At 71.2% G+C, this 16,711-nt stretch carries 19 protein-coding genes and 1 tRNA gene; 9 read left to right on the top strand and 11 right to left on the bottom strand.

Annotation, left to right across the window (positions count from 1 at the left end; all coding sequences use genetic code 11):
* Positions 1-21: 21 nt before the first annotated feature.
* The 4 genes from ACZ6KO_RS28650 to ACZ6KO_RS28635 form a co-directional block, all read right to left on the bottom strand.
* Complete coding sequence (locus ACZ6KO_RS28650) at positions 22-1,953, bottom strand: APC family permease (protein ID WP_469306914.1); 1,932 nt, start codon at positions 1,951-1,953, stop codon at positions 22-24.
* Positions 1,954-2,123: 170 nt separating this feature from the next.
* Positions 2,124-2,639 (bottom strand): hypothetical protein, encoded by a 516-nt coding sequence (locus ACZ6KO_RS28645; protein WP_469306913.1) that lies wholly within the window; start codon positions 2,637-2,639, stop codon positions 2,124-2,126.
* Between the two features lie 106 nt (positions 2,640-2,745).
* A complete protein-coding gene (locus ACZ6KO_RS28640) occupies positions 2,746-4,251 on the bottom strand; it encodes a flotillin family protein (RefSeq protein ID WP_469306912.1) in 1,506 nt (501 codons plus the stop codon).
* 124 nt (positions 4,252-4,375) lie between these two features.
* Entirely contained in the window at positions 4,376-4,585 is a 210-nt protein-coding gene (locus ACZ6KO_RS28635; RefSeq protein ID WP_401445840.1) for a hypothetical protein, read from the bottom strand.
* 303 nt (positions 4,586-4,888) lie between these two features.
* Here ACZ6KO_RS28635 and ACZ6KO_RS28630 point away from each other — a divergent pair, with 303 nt between their 5' ends.
* Positions 4,889-5,353 (top strand): hypothetical protein, encoded by a 465-nt coding sequence (locus ACZ6KO_RS28630; RefSeq protein ID WP_469306911.1) that lies wholly within the window; start codon positions 4,889-4,891, stop codon positions 5,351-5,353.
* Positions 5,354-5,360: 7 nt separating this feature from the next.
* Positions 5,361-5,591: a hypothetical protein gene (locus tag ACZ6KO_RS28625; protein ID WP_469306910.1), complete on the top strand. Its 231-nt coding sequence runs from the start codon at positions 5,361-5,363 to the stop codon at positions 5,589-5,591.
* Between the two features lie 46 nt (positions 5,592-5,637).
* On the opposite strand, the gene ACZ6KO_RS28620 is transcribed toward ACZ6KO_RS28625, so the two are convergent.
* From ACZ6KO_RS28620 to ACZ6KO_RS28610, 3 genes are all read right to left on the bottom strand, one after another.
* Complete coding sequence (locus ACZ6KO_RS28620) at positions 5,638-5,919, bottom strand: hypothetical protein (RefSeq protein ID WP_469306909.1); 282 nt, start codon at positions 5,917-5,919, stop codon at positions 5,638-5,640.
* A 71-nt stretch (positions 5,920-5,990) separates the two neighbouring features.
* Positions 5,991-6,064, bottom strand: a tRNA-Pro gene (locus tag ACZ6KO_RS28615).
* Positions 6,065-6,158: 94 nt separating this feature from the next.
* Entirely contained in the window at positions 6,159-7,100 is a 942-nt protein-coding gene (locus ACZ6KO_RS28610; RefSeq protein WP_469306908.1) for a metallophosphoesterase, read from the bottom strand.
* A 67-nt stretch (positions 7,101-7,167) separates the two neighbouring features.
* Between ACZ6KO_RS28610 and ACZ6KO_RS28605 the strand changes: the two genes are divergently transcribed.
* Positions 7,168-7,629 (top strand): GatB/YqeY domain-containing protein, encoded by a 462-nt coding sequence (locus ACZ6KO_RS28605; protein ID WP_469306907.1) that lies wholly within the window; start codon positions 7,168-7,170, stop codon positions 7,627-7,629.
* A gap of 156 nt (positions 7,630-7,785) precedes the next feature.
* Here ACZ6KO_RS28605 and ACZ6KO_RS28600 read toward each other — a convergent pair whose 3' ends face one another.
* Complete coding sequence (locus tag ACZ6KO_RS28600) at positions 7,786-10,113, bottom strand: transglycosylase domain-containing protein (RefSeq protein ID WP_469306906.1); 2,328 nt, start codon at positions 10,111-10,113, stop codon at positions 7,786-7,788.
* Positions 10,114-10,488: 375 nt separating this feature from the next.
* On the opposite strand from ACZ6KO_RS28600, the gene ACZ6KO_RS28595 reads away from it, so the two are divergent.
* The gene (locus ACZ6KO_RS28595) at positions 10,489-10,839 is read left to right on the top strand and encodes a WhiB family transcriptional regulator (RefSeq protein WP_401445384.1); all 351 of its coding nucleotides are present in this window, start codon (positions 10,489-10,491) and stop codon (positions 10,837-10,839) included.
* A gap of 1 nt (position 10,840) precedes the next feature.
* Here ACZ6KO_RS28595 and bagB read toward each other — a convergent pair whose 3' ends face one another.
* Both bagB and bagA read right to left on the bottom strand, forming a co-directional pair.
* A complete protein-coding gene (gene bagB / locus ACZ6KO_RS28590; protein WP_469306930.1) occupies positions 10,841-12,160 on the bottom strand; it encodes an ATPase BagB in 1,320 nt (439 codons plus the stop codon).
* Positions 12,161-12,261: 101 nt separating this feature from the next.
* A complete protein-coding gene (bagA, locus tag ACZ6KO_RS28585) occupies positions 12,262-13,242 on the bottom strand; it encodes an ATPase BagA (RefSeq protein ID WP_469306905.1) in 981 nt (326 codons plus the stop codon).
* A gap of 85 nt (positions 13,243-13,327) precedes the next feature.
* Between bagA and ACZ6KO_RS28580 the strand changes: the two genes are divergently transcribed.
* The 5 genes from ACZ6KO_RS28580 (at position 13,328) to ACZ6KO_RS28560 (ending at position 16,204) form a co-directional block, all read left to right on the top strand.
* A complete protein-coding gene (locus ACZ6KO_RS28580) occupies positions 13,328-13,489 on the top strand; it encodes a DUF4177 domain-containing protein (RefSeq protein WP_007264966.1) in 162 nt (53 codons plus the stop codon).
* Positions 13,486-13,956: a RidA family protein gene (locus ACZ6KO_RS28575; protein WP_469306904.1), complete on the top strand. Its 471-nt coding sequence runs from the start codon at positions 13,486-13,488 to the stop codon at positions 13,954-13,956. The genes ACZ6KO_RS28580 and ACZ6KO_RS28575 overlap by 4 nt, the downstream gene beginning before the upstream one ends.
* A gap of 195 nt (positions 13,957-14,151) precedes the next feature.
* Complete coding sequence (locus tag ACZ6KO_RS28570; protein ID WP_469306903.1) at positions 14,152-15,069, top strand: NUDIX hydrolase; 918 nt, start codon at positions 14,152-14,154, stop codon at positions 15,067-15,069.
* The gene (locus tag ACZ6KO_RS28565; RefSeq protein ID WP_469306902.1) at positions 15,066-15,911 is read left to right on the top strand and encodes an MBL fold metallo-hydrolase; all 846 of its coding nucleotides are present in this window, start codon (positions 15,066-15,068) and stop codon (positions 15,909-15,911) included. Before ACZ6KO_RS28570 ends, ACZ6KO_RS28565 begins: the two co-directional genes overlap by 4 nt.
* A complete protein-coding gene (locus tag ACZ6KO_RS28560; RefSeq protein WP_469306901.1) occupies positions 15,908-16,204 on the top strand; it encodes a hypothetical protein in 297 nt (98 codons plus the stop codon). Before ACZ6KO_RS28565 ends, ACZ6KO_RS28560 begins: the two co-directional genes overlap by 4 nt.
* Positions 16,205-16,244: 40 nt before the next feature.
* Here ACZ6KO_RS28560 and ACZ6KO_RS28555 read toward each other — a convergent pair whose 3' ends face one another.
* Complete coding sequence (locus ACZ6KO_RS28555; protein ID WP_469306900.1) at positions 16,245-16,682, bottom strand: hypothetical protein; 438 nt, start codon at positions 16,680-16,682, stop codon at positions 16,245-16,247.
* Positions 16,683-16,711: the final 29 nt, after the last annotated feature.

Genomic DNA, 16,711 nt, shown 5'->3' with positions numbered 1-16,711 from the left:
CAGGACGGCGGCCGGCCGGCGTCATCCCGCGTGGACGTGGGGGCGGCGGGCGCGGTCGGGCTCGGCCTCGCGGATGACCTCGCGCGTGACGGGCGCGACCTCGCCCTGCCCGAAGAGGAAGAACCGCAGGAAGTTGGCCAGCGGATTGCCCTCGGTCCACTCGAAGTAGATGTGCGGCCGCTGCCCGGTCTCGTCCCGGATGTGCAGGAGCAGCGCGGCGAGGGCGTTGGGGACGGTGGAGCTCTCCAGCGTCAGCACGCGGTAGCGGTCGTGCAGGACCTCGCCCCGTACCCGCAGCCCGGATTCGAACTCGGACGGGTCCAGGACGGTGACCTCGACGAACATCAGGTCGTCGCCGGCCGGGATGTCGTTGTCGGCGCGGATCTGCTCGACCTTCTCGCGGTACTCGGCCTGGTCGCGGTTGTCGGGCTCGTTGGCGATGAGCCGGATGGTGCGGTTGGCGGTGTCGCGGACGAACCGCGCGGCCAGGTCGTCGAATTCGACGTGCGTGACGCGCAGCTCGAAGATGCGGGCGAGGCGGGAGAGCAGCGAGAGGGCCATGATGCCGGCGATGAAGCAGGCGCCGATCTTCACGCCGTCGGGGCGTTCGACGACGTTGACGGCCGTCGTGTAGATGAAGACGGCGGAGATGAGGCCGAAGGCGATGGTCCAGCCGCGCTCGGCCGCCCGGCGGGCGGCGATGGTCACGGCGATGGCCGCCGAGGTGATCAGGACGAGCACACCGGTGGCGTAGGCGCCGCCCTGCGCGTCGACGTCGGCGTCGAAGATCCAGGTCACCAGGAACGCGATGAGCGTGAAGACGATGACCATGGGGCGCAGGGCGCGGGCCCAGTGCGGGGCCATGCCGTAGCGGGGCAGGTAGCGCGGCATCAGGTTGAGCAGCCCGGCCATCGCCGAGGAGCCGGCGAACCACAGGATCAGGATGGTCGAGATGTCGTAGACGGTGCCGAAGGCGGAGCCCAGGTACTCGTGGGCGAGGTAGGCGAGCGCGCGGCCGTTGGCCTCGCCGCCCGGCTGGAACGCGGCGGGCGGGATCAGCAGCGTGGTGATGAAGCTGGAGGTGATCAGGAAGACGCTCATGATGAGGGCGGCCGTGGTCAGCAGCTTCCTGGTGCCGCGGATCCGCCCGGCGGGCCTGTCGTCGGTGTCGCCCGGCTCGCCCTCGACGTGCGGCATGACCGCGACACCGGTCTCGAAGCCGGACAGGCCCAGCGCCAGCTTGGGGAAGACGATCAGCGCGATGGCGACCATCATCATCGGGTTGCCGTGCTCGGCGGTCAGGGCCTGCGTCCAGTCCGTGACCACGTGCGGCTCGGTGGCCACCTGGTACAGGCCCACCGCCACCACGACGGCGTTGAGCGCGAGATAGACGGCGACCAGGACGACCGCCACGCCGATGGCCTCGCCGAACCCCTTGAGGAAGACCGCGCCGAGCAGGGCGATCAGGATCAGGGTGATCAGCACCTCGTGGCCGTGCAGGGTGCCGGTCAGGTGCGGGTTCTCCACCATGTGGGCGGTGGCGTCCGCCGCGGAGAGCGTGATGGTGATCAGGAAGTCGGTCGCCGCGAAGCCCAGCAGGGTCAGGACGAACAGCTTGCCCTTCCAGAACGACAGCAGCCGCTCCAGCATCGCGATCGAGCCCTCGCCGTGCGGACTCTCCTCGGCCACCCGGCGGTAGACGGGCAGTGCCCCGAACAGCGTGAGCAGCACCAGCACGATCGTGGCCAGCGGCGAGAGCAGGCCGGCCGCGAGGGCGGCGATACCGGGCTGGTAGCCGAGGGTGGAGAAGTAGTCCAGGCCGGTCAGGCACATGACACGCCACCAGGGGCGTACCTCGACTTCGGGGCCGGCGTGCCCGGGTTTGCGGGGGCGGTCGGTCAGACCTTCCAGCAGCCACGCCCTCAGGCGCGAGGTGCGGGCAGGGGTGGCCATCGTCGGGCGCTCCTGTCGTACGGCCTGCTCCGACCGTCGACACGGGACGGCGCAGCCAGCGTACGCAGGGTGATCTGATCCGCACGTCGACGACGCAGTCCCGACGCGTCCTCAACGCTGATGATGAGCCGGTTGGCGGTGGTGTGCCGGCCGGGCGCGGTGGCCGGAGCTCACCCCAGCCCGGACACCTGGAACACCGACCGCGCCGTGCTCCGGTCGATCCGTGCCGCCAGCTGCCGCATCGCGGTCGCGCCGCAGAGCAGCGTGCCCCGCTCGACACAGCCCCGGGTGTCCTCGTCGACCCGCCGCCACATCGCGGGATTGCGTACGAACACCTCCGGATCGATCTCCACGCGGTGCCCGTCGGCGTCGCGGAGCACCATGCGCTGCGCGACCCCGTCCATCCACCGCACGGAGACCAGCGCGTCCGTCCGCACCTCCCGCTCGGTCAGCAGCCCGCGCACGGCGAGCCGGCCGGGCCCGGCCGAGACCCGCGACGGCAGCAGGATCACGAAGACGAGGGCGGCCAGCCCGGCCCACAGCGCGGCCCGGGCCGGGGTGAGGAGTCCGGCGCCTGCGTCGACCGTCAGGATCGCCGCGAGCAGCAGGCCGGCCGCCCCCAGGGCGGTACGTCGCTCGGATGCCCAACCCTGGTCGGTGTCGGGCAGGCTGGTACGTCGTCCCATGACCCCGACGGTAGGCCCGCCGGGGAGCCGGCGGGCCGTTCCTGACGCAGTGCTGACGGGCCGTTGACGAAGTCCATAGACCCCGTTGGCACCGCGCCTGCCGGCCTTACGTCTCGGTGATCGCGACCACCTCGGAAACAGGCTCACCAGCCGCACCCACACCACTGACCGCACCCGCCCCGTTCGCGGCACCCACCCCAGTGGCAGCACCCGCCCCGTTGGCGCCACCCGCTCCGTTGACGCCGCCCGGCCCCATGGAGGCGATCAGGTGCCGGGCCAGACCCAGCCCGGTGCCGCCCATGGTGAGCGCCTTGGCGAACATCTCCGACATCCCCTCGGCGCCGTTGAGCAGCACCATGTGCTCGACCTTGCCGAAGGAGCCCGCGGCGGCCTCCACGATCAGCGGCCAGTTCTCGGCGAGCTGCTGGGCGACGACAGCCTCCTGGTTCTCGGCCAGTGCCTCCGCCCGCGCCTTGATGGACTCGGCCTCCGCCAGGCCCCTGGCCTTCGCCGTCTGCGCCGCCGCCAGCCCCTTGGCCTGCGCGGCCGCCGCCTCCGCCTCACCGGTGGCCCGGGTCGCCGTCGCCGCCGCCAGCCCGCGCGCCTCGGTGGCCCGCGCCTCGGCCGCCGCCGCGAGCTCGGTCTCCTTGGCCTTGGCCTGCGCGGCCGAGATCCGGGCGTCGCGCTCCGCCTCGGCGATCGTGCGCCGCTCGTAGGCCCGGGCGTCCGCGGGCTTGCGCACGTCGGCCTGGAGCTGCTGCTCGCGGCGGTGGGACTCCAGCTCCGCGACCCGGGTCTCCTGGACCACGACCTCCTGCCGCGCGGCCGCGTCCGCGAGCGGGCCCGCCTGCCGTGCGGCGGCGGCCGCCTTGTCCCGTTCGGCCTGGTAGCCGGCCTGCAGGATCTCGCTGTCCCGGGTCGCCTCGGCCATCCGCGCGAAGGCGGTCTGCTCGGCTTCGGTCGCCAGCCGGTTCGCCTCGGCCTGCGCGATGCGGGCGTCGCGCTGGACCGCGGCGGCGTGCGGCATCGCGAGGTTCTTGATGTAGCCGGTGGGGTCCTCGATCTCGTGGATCTGGAGCGAGTCGACGATCAGCCCCAGCTTCTCCATCTCGGTGCCGCAGGCGGCCCGGGTCTGCCCGGTGAGCTTCTCGCGATCACGGATCATGTCCTCGACGGTCAGCCCGCCGACGATGGAGCGGACGTGGCCCGCGAAGACGATGTGCACCCGCTCGGGCATCATCTTCTGCTGGTCGAGGAAGCGGCGGGCGGCGTTGGCGATCGACACGAAGTCGTCGCCCACCTTGAAGATGACCACGCCCTTGACCCGCAGCGGGATGCCCTGCTGGGTCACGCAGTCCACCGACAGCTGGGTCTCGTTGAGGTCGAGGGACAGCTTGCGTACCGCTTGCACGCCGGGGAGCACGAGGGTGCCGCGCCCGGTGACGATCCGGAATCCCATCCCCTCCCCGAGACCCTCGGTCTTGTGGGTGGAACCGGAGATGATGAGTGCTTCGTTCGGCTCGGCGACCCGCCACATGAGCTTGAACAGGCCGATCACGACGATGACAGCGGCGAGAACGAGTCCCGCAACGACGCCGATGGCCATCGACATTCGCCCCCTTAGGCCGGCGCCGTTCGGCGCCGGTGAAGGGGAGTGTGCGCCCGGCGAGCCCGCGACAGAAGCCGCTGACCGTCACTTGTCGCAATCCTGAGACGAAAAGGGACAGTTGCGGAATTCAGCCGCCCGGATAGGCGGCCGTCACGTACACGGTCCGCGGCGCCAGGTACTCCACGACCGTCACCACGGCCCCGACCTCCAGCCGGTCCCGCTCCCCGAGCGCGGGGTACGCCAGGAAGTGCTCGGCCCCGCCCCGGATCCGCACGATGACCTCGCCCACCAGCCCCGGCCCCACCGTGCCCGTCACCCGCCCGGACAGCCCCACCATGTCATCGGCCATACCCGCAGGCTACCGGCTGCCCCCGACCGACCGACCGCCCCCGGCACAAGGGCGCCGAGTCCGTTGGGCAGATCGAACGGGGCCCAACGGTGCATGTGATCGTCGTGCCGTCAACGGTTGCGCGGGCACAAGCCATAGGTCGGGCATTCGCTCGGTGCCCCGAACGGTGTAATCAGCCCACCGACGTATTTGATCACTCTTCGCAGTGGATGTGTGCCTGCCGGAGAGTCCACGAGCCATGTGGAGGAGTTCCGCCCTCTGAAAGGACAATCCTTCGGAAGGGCACCAGACATGGTCGGCCATCTCGCAGTCCGCGTCACCGCAACCGTTGCCGCAGCCGTCGCGCTCGCGTTCTTAACTCCGGCGCAGGCGCACGCCGGTGCCATCGGCTCCACCCCGGTTGCCACCTTCGACTACCAGGTCGGAGGCGTCACCATGAAGGTCCCCACGGGCTGCATGTTCACGCACATCATCCGCGGCGACGGCAAGAAGATCACCTACCAGAACGCCGGTGTCGACTGCGGTTTCGTCGGAGCCCTCAACGCCGGCTTCTGCAACTGGCGCATCGACTTCACGTACGCCGACACCGACAACAAGACGTACAAGACCTCGCGCGGCAAGACCCACACCGAGTGCAAGATCAACCCCATGCGGGACAACGCACCCCAGACGCTCCCCCGCTACGGCAAGGCCTGCGCCCACCTCAACGTCAACGGGGTCCGCCGGGTCAGCCAGTGCCACCACATCACGAAGTGAGCAGCACATGACCATCCAATCCACCCCGGAAGACCCCGAGCAGGATGCCAGGCGCCGCCGCGCCGGCATCATCGCGTTCGCCGTCGGAACCGTCGTGTCCCTCACCTTCTTCGCGTTCTTCCCCGGCCTCCCCCACGTCATCGACTGGGGCGCGATTCTCGTGTCCCTGGCCGTCGGGGCGCTCGCGCGGTGGGCATACCGCGCATGGACCAGGAAGAGCCGACTGCCTTCGGGGTGATCAGGAACAGCCGCGCCGTACCGCGACACCCGCAGCGAGGCGTGGCTCAGTCGCCGAGCAGGCGCCGGAGCTCGTCCAAGGTGAGGCGTGTCTCCTGGGTGGCGGCGTCTGCGTCGAAGTGGACGCCTTCGGTCGCCAGGACATCGGCGGGTGAGTCCGTGCGGGTGGGGTCGGTCCAGCGGAAACCGGGGTCCTTGCCGGTGCCGCTGAGCTGCTTGGCCAGGCCGGCGAGGCTGGTCCTGGCCAGAGTTCCCCACGCGTCGGGGTCGAGGATGTCGGAGGGGTGGGGGGAGCCGGGTTTCGGGGTCGGCTCCCCGATGGCTCCCACGACAGGGGCAAACGCCAGTCAGGGGCCTGATCCGATTTCTCGGATCAGGCCCCTGACCTGGTCTTACTCTGTCGGGGTGGCGGGATTTGAACCCACGACCTCTTCGTCCCGAACGAAGCGCGCTGCCAAGCTGCGCTACACCCCGATCGCCGCCCCTGCAGACTGGCTGCCCTGGCGACATCGATTACTTTAGCGGACCCTCGGCCTGAGACGAAATCCGGTTTCGCGGAGGGGGGCGGTCAGGTCGTGGCCGGGGTCAGGGTCAGGAGGGTGGCCTCCGGGGGGCAGGCGAAACGGACCGGGGTGTAGCGGTTCGTGCCGCAGCCGGCCGAGACGTGCAGGTAGGCGCGGTTGCCGTTGGCCTCGTGGGTGGACAGGCCCTTCACGCGGTCGGTGTCGAGGTCGCAGTTGGTGACCAGGGCGCCGTAGAAGGGGACGCACAGCTGGCCGCCGTGGGTGTGCCCGGCCAGGATCAGCGGGTAGCCGTCCGCCGTGAAGGACTCCAGCGAGCGCAGGTACGGGGCGTGCACCACCGCCATCGAGAAGTCGGCGTCCGTCTCCGGGCCGCCGGCCACCCGCTCGTACCGGTCGCGCTTGATGTGCGGGTCGTCCAGGCCGGTGAAGGCGAGCTCCAGGCCCTCGAGCTTCAGGCGGGCCCGGGTGTTGGTCAGGTTCAGCCAGCCCGCCGCGTCGAAGGCGTCGCGCATGTCCTCCCACGGGTTGTGGACGGCGCCGACGACCGGCTTGTTGCCGTTCAGCCCGTGCCGGCCCTGGACCTTCTCGATCAGGTAGCGCCCGGGGTTGCGCAGCCGCGGCCCGTAGTAGTCGTTCGAGCCGAAGACGTACACGCCGGGGAAGGACATCAGCGGGCCGAGGGCGTCGAGCACCTCGGGCACGCCCTCGGTGTCGGAGAGGTTGTCGCCGGTGTTGACCACGAAGTCCGGGCGCAGGCCCGCCAGCGACTGGAGCCAGGCGCGCTTCTTGCGCTGCCCGCGGACCATGTGGATGTCCGACACCTGCAGGACCCGCAGCGGCCGCATGCCCCGCGGGAGCACCGGGACCGTGATTCGCCGGAGCCGGAAGGACCGGGCCTCGAAACCGGCGGCGTAGGCCACTCCGGCGGCCCCCACCGCCGCGATTCCGGCGGTGACCTTGAGGGGGATTCCGTAACGCGCGCGCATGGGGACATCGTCGCAGACGCCGAAAACGAGTGGGCGGCACCCGGTCATCACCTGGCAGACTCGATGCATGACCACGCTCAAGGCCCAGCTCCAGGAAGACCTCACCACCGCCATCAAGGCGCGCGACGAGCTGCGCTCGTCCACGCTCCGGCTCACCCTCTCCGCGATCACCAAGGAAGAGGTCGCCGGCAAGGAGGCGCGCACCCTCTCCGACGAGGAGATCCTCAAGGTGATCACCAAGGAGGCGAAGAAGCGCCGCGAGGCCGCCGACGCCTTCGCCCAGGGTGGCCGCCCGGCGCAGGCGGAGCGGGAGACCCAGGAGGGCGAGATCCTCGCCGCCTACCTGCCCAAGCAGCTCTCCGACGACGAGCTCGCCGCGATCGTGGCGCAGGCGGTCGAGGAGGCCAGGGCGCAGGGGGCCGAGGGGCCGCGTGCCATGGGTGCCGTCATGAAGATCGTGAACCCGAAGGTGGCCGGGCTGGCCGAGGGCGGCCGCGTCGCCGCCGTCGTCAAGCAGCACCTCGCCTGATCCGCCTGGGCCGGGCCTGATCCGCCTGATCCGCCTGATCGGGCGGATCGGGCCCGGACATGGTGAAGGCCCCCCGGCCGTCTGCACGGTCGGGGGGCCTTCGGTGTTCCGGGCTACGCCGGCTACCGGCTACCGGCTACCGGCTACCGGCTCCGGTTACGGGCGGCCGCCGCCCGAGTTGCCGTCGTCCGGGCCGCCGATCACGCCGCCCGGGCCCAGGGTGATCCCCGGGAACGGGGTGGTCGTGCCGCCCCCGGTGCCCCCGGTCCCGCCGGTGGCGCCCGTGGTCAGGCCGCCGGGCCGGGAGTCGCCGGGCTTGGTGTCGCCACCGCCCGGCTTGTTCGGCTTACCGGGCTTGGTGGGGCGGGTCGGCGTCTGGCCGCCGCCACCGCCCGGCCGGCTGCCGCCGACCGGCAGCCCGCTGTCCGGGATGTGGACGGCGGGGAAGCTCTCCACCGGCCGGCCGGCCAGCGCGCCCGTGACCGCCTGCTTCCAGATCGGACCGGGCAGGCAGCCGCCGCAGACCTCCGCGTAGTACTGGCCGCCGATGGTGATCTGCTCCATCGACACCTGCTTGGTGCCGCCCGAGCCCAGCCAGGTCGCGCCCGCGATGTTGGGCGTGTAGCCGACGAACCAGGCGTTGTAGCGCTCGTCCGTCGTACCCGTCTTGCCCGCGCTCTGCCGGTCGGTCAGGCCCGCGGTGGCGCCCGTACCGGAGTCGACCACGCCGAGCAGCAGCGCGTTGATGGTGTCGGCGGTCCTCTCCGACATCGCCCGCTCGCACTTCGACTTCGGCACCTGCAGCGCCTTGCCGTGCGCGTCGGTGATCGACTCGATGGCGACCGGCGTGCAGTACAGACCCCGGTTGGCGAAGGTCGCGTACGCGTTGGCCATGGTCAGCGGGGACATGCCCTCGGTGCCGAGCGCGATCGAGGGCACCTCCTTGAGCTTGGTGCCGTCGGCCGGGATCACACCGAGCTTGGTGGTCATCTCGGCCAGCGGGCACAGGCCCAGGTCACCGATCATCTCGATGAAGTAGGTGTTGACCGACAACGCCATGGCTTCCCGGAGGGCGTACGGGCCGACCTCGGACTCCTTCTCGTTCTCCACCGGCTTGTCGCTGTCGCGCACCCACGGCTTGCCGCTGCAGGTGTCGACCGACGCGGGGTAGAGCATGGAGTACGGCGCCGCGTACGACTTGGTGGGCGACACGCCGTTCTCGATGGCGGCCGCCGCCACGAAGGGCTTGAACGTCGAACCGGTCGGGAAGCCGAAGTTCGAGCCGCCCATCCGCTTGTCGACGGAGTAGTTGATCTGCGTCTCGTCCTTGCCGAAGCCGTACGGCTTGGACTGGCCCATGGCCATGACCCGGCCCGTGCCCGGCTGCACCAGGGTGACGGCGGTGGCGACCTTGTCGTCCTGGTCGACGTGGTCCTTGATCGACTCGTTGACCGAGTCCTGCGACTGCGGGTCCAGCGTCGTACGGACCGTCAGGCCGCCCTGGTTCCAGACCTTCGCCCGCTCCTCGCGCGTCTTGCCGAAGACCGGGTCGGACAGGAACGTGTTGCGGACGTAGTCGCAGAAGAAGCCGGCGCCCTTCACGGCGGTGATGCAGCCGTTCTTGGGCCGGGTGACCTTCAGCTGGATGGGCTTCTTCTTCGCCTCTTCCGCCTCGTCCTGCGAGATGTCCTTGATGTCGGCCATCCGCTGCAGGACCGTGTTGCGGCGCTTGGCGGCCTCGACGGCGTCCTTGACGGGGTCGTACCGGCTCGGCGACTGGACGACGCCCGCGAGCAGCGCGGACTCCTCCAGGGTGAGGTCCTTGGCGGGCTTGCTGAAGTAGCGCTGCGCGGCGGACTCGATGCCGTACGCCTGCTGCCCGAAGTAGGTGATGTTGAGGTAGTTCTCGAGGATCTTCTTCTTCCCGAGTTCCTCCTCGACCTGGATCGAGTACTTCAGCTCGCGGATCTTGCGCCCGAGGCTCTTCTCCTGGGCCTCGCGCACCTTGGTCTCGTCGTCGCCCGCCTCCTCGACGAAGACGTTCTTGACGTACTGCTGGGTGAGCGTCGAGGCGCCCTGCGCCGCGCTGCCCTCCTGCGCGTTGCGGTTGACCGCGCGCAGGATGCCCTTGAGGTCGACCGCGCCGTGCTCGTAGAAGCGCGCGTCCTCGATCGCGACGATCGCCTTCTGCATGTACGGGGAGATCGCGGTCAGCGGGACCACCTGCCGGTCACGCGAGTAGACCGTGGCGATCAAGCCACCCTCGGCGTCCAGAATCGTGGTGCGCTGACTCAGCGGCGGGGTCTTGAGATTGGCCGGGATCTCGTCGAAACCCTCGACGGTCCCCTTGGCCGCGAGACCGAAGGCCCCCGCGGCGGGGATGGCGATGCCGGCGAGGACGACTCCGGCGAGAACGGACACCCCGAGGAACTTGGCGGCCTGATGACTCGGCGAGAGCCCTCCGCCCGAGCGCTTCTTTCCCATGAAGGGCAGCCTACGTTCTCATTCGCCGGACACGCGTGTATGCCTTGGCCTAAGCTGCTCTCAACTGTCACAGCAGTGCGGTGCGACATCAACCCCTCGGCTTGATTTTCACCCTTCCCGAATGGGGTGGACTGATGTCCGAATCTGATCCCTGCTTCCGGTGATTCCATCCGAATTGCCGGAATGGCCGGGCATGTCGCCCGATCACTCCGTCGGGTGATCTGCCGCTTACCCATAGTCCGTTCGGACCATTCAAGATTGGGCCCGTCGGGGGTGTTGCACTGTGCTCGCCCTGCGTAACGTCCTCAACTGGCAGCGGTGAATATGCCGCTGCCGCCGTGGGGGAGCCTCGATTCGGGAGAGGACGGCGCCGGCATGGGCTGGGTTACCGACTGGAGTGCGCAGGCAGCCTGCCGCACTACCGATCCGGATGAACTGTTCGTTCAAGGAGCGGCACAGAATAGGGCCAAGGCGGTGTGCACCGGATGCCCGGTGCGTACGGAGTGCCTGGCCGACGCGCTCGACAATCGTGTCGAGTTCGGCGTATGGGGTGGTATGACCGAGCGGGAGCGTCGCGCGTTGCTGCGCAGGCGTCCCACCGTCACCTCGTGGCGACGGCTGCTCGAAACCGCCCGCACGGAGTACGAACGCGGTACGGGCCTTCTCACCGTGGACGACGTCGCGGACGTCGACGTTCCGTACGAGACGTACGCGGCGGCCGGGTAGGTCACCCGGTCGCGAGCCGTACTCCGATGGCCCGCAGCCCGGCGAGGTCGTGCACATCGCCGGGCAGGGCGGCCACTTCCGCCACCGCCACCTCGGGGTGGAGCGAGGTGAAGCGATCGCGTGTGCGCTGTTCGCGCGCGATCACCTGCATGCGTTCGGCGTGCAGGCGCAGCAGCCCCGCGGTGATCTGGTCCGCGGTGATCTCGTCCGTCGTGATCGTGTCGTCGGCCGGGCCGGCGGCGGGGTCGGCGGTCGGATCGACGGCGGGGTCGGCGGCGGTCGTGATCCCGTCCACGGGCGGGGGAGTGCCCGCGTCGGAGTCAGCGTCACCAGGTCCAGCTTTCCCGGACTCCTGATCGACAATGCCGCCCTCTTCAAGATTCTCCGCGGCGGCCAGGGCCCGCTCCGCGGACAGCTGGTCGGCGCCACTGCCGTGCACCCGGTTGAGCACCAGCCCGGCCAGTGGCATCCGGTCCGCGGCCAGCCGTTCCACGAAGTACGCCGCCTCGCGCAGCGCGTCCGCCTCGGGCGCCGCGACCACGAGGAACGCCGTACCCGGAGCCTGCAGCAGCCGGTACGTCGCGTCCGCCCGCGTGCGGAAGCCGCCGAACATCGTGTCCATGGCGGCCACGAACGTCTGCACGTCCCCCAGCAGCGAGGCGCCCATCAGCTTGCTCAGCGTGCCGGTCATCATCGACATGCCGACGTTGAGGAACCTCAGCCCCGCCCGGCCGCCGACCTTCGCCGGCGCCATCAGCACGCGGATGAACTTCCCGTCCAGGAACGACCCCAGCCGCTTCGGCGCGTCCAGGAAGTCCAGCGCGGACCGGCTCGGCGGCGTGTCGACGACGATCAGGTCCCAGTCGTCCCGGGCCCTCAGCTGCCCGAGCTTCTCCATCGCCATGTACTCCTGCGTGCCCGCGAAGCCGGCCGACAGGGACTGGTAGAAGGGGTTCTCCAGGATGGCCCGGGCCCGCTCGCGGTCCGCGTGCGCCTCGACGATCTCGTCGAAGGTCCGCTTCATGTCGAGCATCATGGCGTGCAGTTCGCCGCCGCCGTCGCCGTCGACCCCGGTGACCTTGCGAGGGGTGTTGTCGAGGGAGTCGATCCCCATCGACTGGGCGAGCCGGCGCGCCGGGTCGATGGTCAGCACGACCACCTTGCGGCCGCGCTCCGCCGCCCGTACGCCCAGCGCCGCGGCCGTCGTCGTCTTGCCGACCCCGCCCGCGCCGCAGCACACGATGATCCGGGTGCCCGGATCGTCCAGCAGCGCGTCCACGGCGAGCCGCGGCGGTCTGTCCAGCCCCGAGCCCAGCCCCATCGCCGCGCCTCCGCTCCCGCTGCCGCTGCCGCTCGCGCTTCCGGTCGTCGTGGTGGTGCCCGTCGTGCGCGTCGTGCCCGTCGTGCGCGTCGTGGTGCCCGTCATGCGTCGTCCGCCTGCTTCCGCAGTTCCACGGCCAGCTCGTACAGCCCGGCCAGGTCCATGCCCGTCCCCAGCAGGGGGAGCTCGTACGTCGGCACGTCCAGTCCCTCCAGTACGGTCCGCTGCTCCCGTTCCAGCTGTACGCGCCCCGCGTGCTCGGCGGCCTGCTCCAGCAGCGGATCCACCAGGCGCTCCGCCAGGCCCCCGCGGCGCGCGCCGCCGAGGCCGGCCTGCGAGAGCGCCCGGGCCACCTCGGCGCGCCGCTCGCCCGCCGCGGCCCGCAGGGCGTCCTCGTCGAGATGGTGCGGGCGCACCATGTTGACCACGACGTGGCCCACCGGAAGCCCGGCCTCCCGCAGTTCCTCGATGCCGTCGGCGGTCTCCTGGACCGGCATCTCCTCCAGCAGGGTGACCAGGTGCACGGCCGTCTGAGGGGACTTCAGCACCCCCATGACGGCCTGCGCCTGGTGGTGTATCGGCCCGAACCGGGCGAGCCCGGCGACCTCGTCGTTGACGTTCAGGAACCGGGTGATGCGGCCGGTCGGCGGCGCGTCCATGACCACGTGGTCGTAGACGTAGGCCCCCGTCCTGTCCTTGCGCTTGACCGCCTCGCACGCCTTGCCCGTCAGCAGCACGTCCCGCAGCCCGGGGGCGATGGTCGTGGCGAAGTCGATGGCGCCGAGCTTCTTCAGGGCGCGCCCGGCCGAGCCGAGTTTGTAGAACATCTGGAGGTAGTCCAGCAGCGCCCGCTCGGCGTCGATGGCGAGGGCGTGGACCTCGCCGCCGCCGGGTGCCACGGCGATCTTCCGCTCCTCGTAGGGGAGCGCCTCCGCCCCGAAGAGCTGGGCGATGCCCTGCCTGCCCTCGACCTCCACCAGAAGTGTCCGTCTGCCCTCGCGCGCGAGGGCGAGCGCGAGTGCCGCGGCGACCGTGGTCTTCCCGGTTCCGCCCTTGCCGCTGACCACCTGGAGCCTGCTCACAGCCACCGAGCCTAATTCCTCGGTGGCGGACGCGGTGGAGGCGGGTGCGCAAGAGCCGTCCGTGGCAGGCACTACCCTCGCTCTCATGACCAAGAAGTTCGAATACGCGACGGTTCCGCTGCTGGTCCACGCCACCAAGCAGATCCTGGACACCTGGGGCGAGGACGGCTGGGAGCTCGTCCAGGTCGTGCCCGGCCCGAACAACCCCGAGCAGCTCGTGGCCTACCTCAAGCGGGAGAAGGCATGAGCGGCGTCGTCGAGGCCCGGCTCGCCGAGCTCGGCCTGACCCTGCCCGAGGTCGTCCCGCCGCTGGCCACGTACCAGCCGGCGGTCCGCTCGGGCGTGTACGTCTACACCGCGGGCCAGCTCCCGATGGTGAAGGGCAAGCTGCCGGTCACCGGCAAGGTCGGCGCGGAGGTCTCCGCGGAGCAGGCCAAGGAGCTCGCCGCGACCTGCGCGCTGAACGCCCTGGCCGCCGTCAAGTCGGTGGTCGGTGACCTCGACAAGATCGCGCGGGTCGTGAAGGTGGTCGGCTTCGTCGCCTCCGCCCCCGACTTCACCGCCCAGCCCGGCGTCCTCAACGGCGCGAGCGAGCTGCTCGGCGAGATCCTCGGCGACAAGGGCGTCCACGCGCGCAGCGCGGTCGGCGTCGCGGTCCTGCCGCTGGACGCACCGGTCGAGGTCGAGATCCAGGTCGAGCTGACCGCTTCCTGACCTACCGCTTCCTGACCTACCGCTTCCTGACGTACCGCTCCCGGGGTGGTCCACTCCCGTGGTGGTCCGTTCCGGGGTGGCCCGTGCCCGTGGTGGCCCGTTCGCGCCGTGGCGAACGGGCGGCCTCGCGGGCGGCGCGCCCCGGCCCGCTCGGGGGCTCTCGAACATCGGGCCGGATGGCCGTAGCATCCGCCCATGCCGAATGGTCAGCAGCAACCCCAGGCCCAGCCCCCCGCCGGGGGCCAGTGGTACCCGCCGGAGTGGCCCGACCGGATCCGCGCGCTCGCGGACGGTTCGCTCACCCCGGTCGCTCCCAAGCGCGCCGCCACCGTGATGCTGCTGCGGGACACCGCCGCCGGGCCCGCCGTACACATGCTGCGCCGACGCGCCTCCATGGCTTTCGCCGGAGGCGCGTACGCGTACCCGGGCGGCGGCGTGGACCCGCGCGACGACGACCACCTCGTCGGCTGGGCCGGGCCCTCCCTGGAGCAGTGGGCCGAGCGGCTGGGTACGGACACCGGCACCGCCCAGGCCATCGTCTGCGCGGCGGTGCGCGAGACCTTCGAGGAGGCCGGGGTCCTGCTCGCCGGATCCGCCGACGGGACCCTCGTCGGCGATGTGACCGGCGACGACTGGGAGGCCGACCGGCAGGCGCTGGTGGCCCGCGAGCTGTCCTTCGCCGAGTTCCTGGACCGTCGCGGTCTGCTGCTGCGCTCCGACCTGCTCGGCGCCTGGGCGCGCTGGATCACGCCCGAGTTCGAGCCTCGCCGCTACGACACCTGGTTCTTCGTGGCCGCCCTGCCCGAGGGCCAGCGCACCCGCAACGCCTCCTCCGAGGCCGACCGGACGGTGTGGATCCGCCCGGCCGACGCGGCCGCGGGCTACGACAAGGGCGAGCTGCTGATGATGCCGCCGACCATCTCCACCCTGCGCTCCCTGGAGCCGTACGCCCACGCCGCCGCCGCGCTCGACGCGGCCGCCGCGCAGGACCTGACGCCGGTGCTGGCCCAGGCTGCCCTGGTGGGCGGCGAACTGGTGCTCAGCTGGCCGGGCCACGACGAGTTCACCAAACGGGTGGACCTGGGAGACACGTCGTCGGGAGGCACCTCATGACGGACGCCGCCGCCCTGCCCGGCCAGCCGCGCGGCGTGGTCGCCTCCGGGCCGGCCACCGCCCGCGCCACCAACGTCCTGGCGCCGAACGCCTCGCCGATGACGCTGGACGGCACCAACACCTGGCTGGTCTCCGAGCCGGACTCCGAACTCGCGGTCGTCATCGACCCGGGCCCGCTGGACGACGTACACCTGCGCCATGTCATCGCCACCGCCGAGCGGGCCGGCAAGCGGGTCGCGCTGACCCTGCTCACGCACGGCCACCCCGACCACGCGGCGGGCGCGGGCCGGTTCGCCGAGCTGACCGGTACCAAGGTGCGGGCCCTGGATCCGGCGCTGCGGCTGGGCGACGAGGGCCTGGCCGCGGGGCAGGCGGTCCGGGTCGGCGGCCTGGAGCTGCGCGTGGTCGCCACCCCCGGGCACACCGCCGACTCGCTCTGCTTCCATCTGCCCGCCGACCGCGCGGTCCTGACGGGCGACACCGTCCTGGGCCGCGGGACCACCGTGGTCGCGCATCCCGACGGGCGGCTGGGCGACTACCTGGACTCGCTGCGCCGGCTGCGCTCGCTGACCGTCGACGACGGCGTGCACACGGTCCTGCCCGGCCACGGGCCGGTGCTGGACGACGCCCAGGGCGTGGTGGAGTACTACCTGGCGCACCGGGCCCACCGGCTCGCGCAGGTGGAGACGGCCGTGGAGAGCGGGTTCACCACGCCCGAGGCGGTCGTGGCGCACGTCTACGCGGACGTGGACCGGTCGTTGTGGCCGGCCGCCGAATGGTCCGTGCGCGCGCAGCTCGAGTACCTTCAGGACCACGGACTGATCCCCGGGGGGCCCGAATGAACACGCTGTTCCTGCTGGTGGCACTGATCGCGACGGCCGGATGGGTCACGTCGTCGGTGGTGTACCGGGTCCAGCGCCTGGAGCGCGCGGTGGACCGGCTGGACCGGCGGCTCGGGCTGGTCATGGACCACCTCGGCGTCGAGGAGCCGGAGCCGGCCGGCCTGGACGAGGTACGGGCGCTGCTGCGCGATGGCCGCGAGATCTCGGCGATCAAGGCCTACCGCCGGATCACCGGGGCGGATCTGGTGGAGGCCAAGCGGGCCGTGGAGGCCCTGACGTCCAGGTCTGCCTGATCCTCGTGCCGGGCCGTCAGCGGGGCCGGTAGCCGGGCTGTCAGCGGGGCCGGTAGCGGGGCAGGTGCTCGGCGAGATCGGCGCCGAGCAGCGGCGTGCACCGGCAGGCGAGGAACCGGCCCAGGTCGTCACGTTCCCGCTCGCTCAGCAGGGTGTCCTTGTCGGACAGCAGGATGCCGACGCCGTCGATCACGTCGAAGTCCTCGTCGAGCCCGCGCGCGAGCACGTCGGCGCGCTGGCGGTCCTCGTCGCGGGGTGCGCGGTGCAGGGCGAGCAGCAGGTCCAGGTCGCAGTGGCCGGGCCGGGCGGTACCGCGCGGCAGTGATCCGTACAAGTAGGCGCTGTGCAGCCGGCATCCGTACGCCTCGGCGACGCGGGTGCGCGCGGTGGCGACGACGGCCGCGAAGGCGGGCTGCACCTGTCCGAGGGAGCCCTCCCGCTCGACGTACCCGTGGGTGTCCGGGGTTTTGTGCTCCATGAGACCACTGTGACGGCTGTGACGGCCGT

The sequence above is a fragment of the Streptomyces sp. NPDC042102 genome (assembly GCF_055582305.1).
Note: the sequence above shows the minus strand (reverse complement) of the source record. Positions and strands in the feature narration are given on the sequence as shown.

Coding starts and splice junctions, on each gene's coding strand:
- ACZ6KO_RS28595 (WP_401445384.1), top strand. CDS start 10,489: ATGGGCTGGGTTACCGACTGGAGTGCGCAGGCAGCCTGCCGCACTACC.
- ACZ6KO_RS28570 (WP_469306903.1), top strand. CDS start 14,152: ATGCCGAATGGTCAGCAGCAACCCCAGGCCCAGCCCCCCGCCGGGGGC.
- ACZ6KO_RS28650 (WP_469306914.1), bottom strand. CDS start 1,953: ATGGCCACCCCTGCCCGCACCTCGCGCCTGAGGGCGTGGCTGCTGGAA.
- ACZ6KO_RS28630 (WP_469306911.1), top strand. CDS start 4,889: ATGGTCGGCCATCTCGCAGTCCGCGTCACCGCAACCGTTGCCGCAGCC.
- ACZ6KO_RS28565 (WP_469306902.1), top strand. CDS start 15,066: ATGACGGACGCCGCCGCCCTGCCCGGCCAGCCGCGCGGCGTGGTCGCC.
- ACZ6KO_RS28625 (WP_469306910.1), top strand. CDS start 5,361: ATGACCATCCAATCCACCCCGGAAGACCCCGAGCAGGATGCCAGGCGC.
- bagB (WP_469306930.1), bottom strand. CDS start 12,160: ATGGGGCTGGGCTCGGGGCTGGACAGACCGCCGCGGCTCGCCGTGGAC.
- ACZ6KO_RS28555 (WP_469306900.1), bottom strand. CDS start 16,682: ATGGAGCACAAAACCCCGGACACCCACGGGTACGTCGAGCGGGAGGGC.
- ACZ6KO_RS28635 (WP_401445840.1), bottom strand. CDS start 4,585: ATGGTGGGGCTGTCCGGGCGGGTGACGGGCACGGTGGGGCCGGGGCTG.
- ACZ6KO_RS28645 (WP_469306913.1), bottom strand. CDS start 2,639: ATGGGACGACGTACCAGCCTGCCCGACACCGACCAGGGTTGGGCATCC.
- ACZ6KO_RS28575 (WP_469306904.1), top strand. CDS start 13,486: ATGAGCGGCGTCGTCGAGGCCCGGCTCGCCGAGCTCGGCCTGACCCTG.
- ACZ6KO_RS28610 (WP_469306908.1), bottom strand. CDS start 7,100: ATGCGCGCGCGTTACGGAATCCCCCTCAAGGTCACCGCCGGAATCGCG.
- ACZ6KO_RS28580 (WP_007264966.1), top strand. CDS start 13,328: ATGACCAAGAAGTTCGAATACGCGACGGTTCCGCTGCTGGTCCACGCC.
- ACZ6KO_RS28560 (WP_469306901.1), top strand. CDS start 15,908: ATGAACACGCTGTTCCTGCTGGTGGCACTGATCGCGACGGCCGGATGG.
- ACZ6KO_RS28600 (WP_469306906.1), bottom strand. CDS start 10,113: ATGGGAAAGAAGCGCTCGGGCGGAGGGCTCTCGCCGAGTCATCAGGCC.
- ACZ6KO_RS28640 (WP_469306912.1), bottom strand. CDS start 4,251: ATGTCGATGGCCATCGGCGTCGTTGCGGGACTCGTTCTCGCCGCTGTC.
- ACZ6KO_RS28605 (WP_469306907.1), top strand. CDS start 7,168: ATGACCACGCTCAAGGCCCAGCTCCAGGAAGACCTCACCACCGCCATC.